Origin of the sequence: Sphingobium indicum BiD32, assembly GCF_000382885.1 — a bacterium.
Classification (GTDB): domain Bacteria; phylum Pseudomonadota; class Alphaproteobacteria; order Sphingomonadales; family Sphingomonadaceae; genus Sphingobium; species Sphingobium japonicum_C.
Map to the genome: position 1 here is coordinate 1 of NZ_CAVK010000148.1, position 1,319 is coordinate 1,319.

1 protein-coding gene and 1 pseudogene are annotated in these 1,319 nt (G+C 64.2%); both read left to right on the plus strand.

Annotated features, from left to right (window positions below; genetic code table 11):
- Positions 1-439: pseudogene (locus EBBID32_RS24600) on the plus strand (hypothetical protein); the annotation flags it as partial.
- Positions 440-482: 43 nt separating this feature from the next.
- Positions 483-1,178: a tRNA (guanine(46)-N(7))-methyltransferase TrmB gene (gene trmB, locus EBBID32_RS14915; RefSeq protein ID WP_006959834.1), complete on the plus strand. Its 696-nt coding sequence runs from the start codon at positions 483-485 to the stop codon at positions 1,176-1,178.
- Positions 1,179-1,319 lie beyond the last annotated feature (141 nt).

The window sequence follows — 1,319 nt, forward strand, 5'->3', positions numbered from 1 at the left end:
GGCAAAGCCCGCCCCCGCCGCAACCCCCGCGCCATCGGGCGACGCTGCCATCTTCCGCGCCGCCGGCTTCACCAGGCGCGGCACCCAATGGCGCAGCGATTGCGACGATCCCGGCACGGCCACCTATTCGCCCGGCACGATCGAAAGCCGCGCCGACCTGAATGGCGATGGCCGTCCCGAAGCGGTCATCACCGAAGGCGGCACCTATTGCTATGGCAATACCGGCACGGCTTTCTGGCTGGTCAGCCAGCAGCCCAATGGCAGCTGGAAACTGGTCGTCAACAGCATCGGCATCCCGGAATTCCTGAAAAGCAAAGGCGTCGGCGGCTGGCCCGATATTTCCATCGGCGGCCCCGGCTTCTGCTTTCCCGTGGTCCGCTGGAACGGCAATGCCTATGTCCCCAACCGCAGGGAATATGGCGGCAAGCCCTGTCGCTAGCACCGATTGCGTTCTTGGCCCACGCCCGCTATCCGCGCACCCCATGACAGCGCATAAATCCGGCGATCCCACGACTCTCAACCGCCTCTATGGCCGCCAATCGGGCCACAAGCTGCGGCAGGGGCAACAGGAACTGGTCGACACCCTCCTCCCCGCCATATCCGTGCCGGAAGAAGGCGAAGTCTCCGCCGCATCGCTCTTCGGCTATGATCGCCCGCTCCATTTCGAGATCGGCTTTGGCGGCGGCGAGCATCTCGCCTACCGCGCCGACATGCTGCCCGATCATGGCTTTATCGGCTGCGAACCGTTCCTCAACGGCGTCGTCACCGCGCTCGGCCATATCCGCGAAGGCGCGCTCGGCAATATCCGCCTCCATATGGGCAATGCGCTCGAAGTGCTGAACCGCCTTCCCGACGCTAGCCTGAGTTTCGTCTATCTGCTCCACCCCGACCCCTGGCCCAAGGCGCGCCATGCCAAGCGCCGGATGATGAACCCCGGCCCGGTCGCGATGATCGCCCGGAAACTCAAGCCTGGCGGCGAATTCCGCTTCGGCACCGATCATCCCATCTATCTGCGCTGGGCGCTGATGGTGATGAACGGCCATCCCGATTTCGACTGGCTGGCCAGCGACCCCACCGACTTCCTCACCCGCCCCGGCGGCTGGCCCCAGACCCGCTACGAAGCCAAGGCCCGGCAAAAGGGCCATGAAGTGTGGTACTTCCGTTACCGCCGCAAATAAATCCTCCCCTGCAAGGGGAGGGGGACCGTTCGCGAAGCGAATGGTGGAGGGGTGTCACCCTCTCGATGGCGCGCCTCCCTTGGGCAAATCGCGTTTGGAACCCGATAACTTTACCTTGATTCGTTCGTTTCGAGCGAAGTC

Coding starts and splice junctions, on each gene's coding strand:
- trmB (WP_006959834.1), top strand. CDS start 483: ATGACAGCGCATAAATCCGGCGATCCCACGACTCTCAACCGCCTCTAT.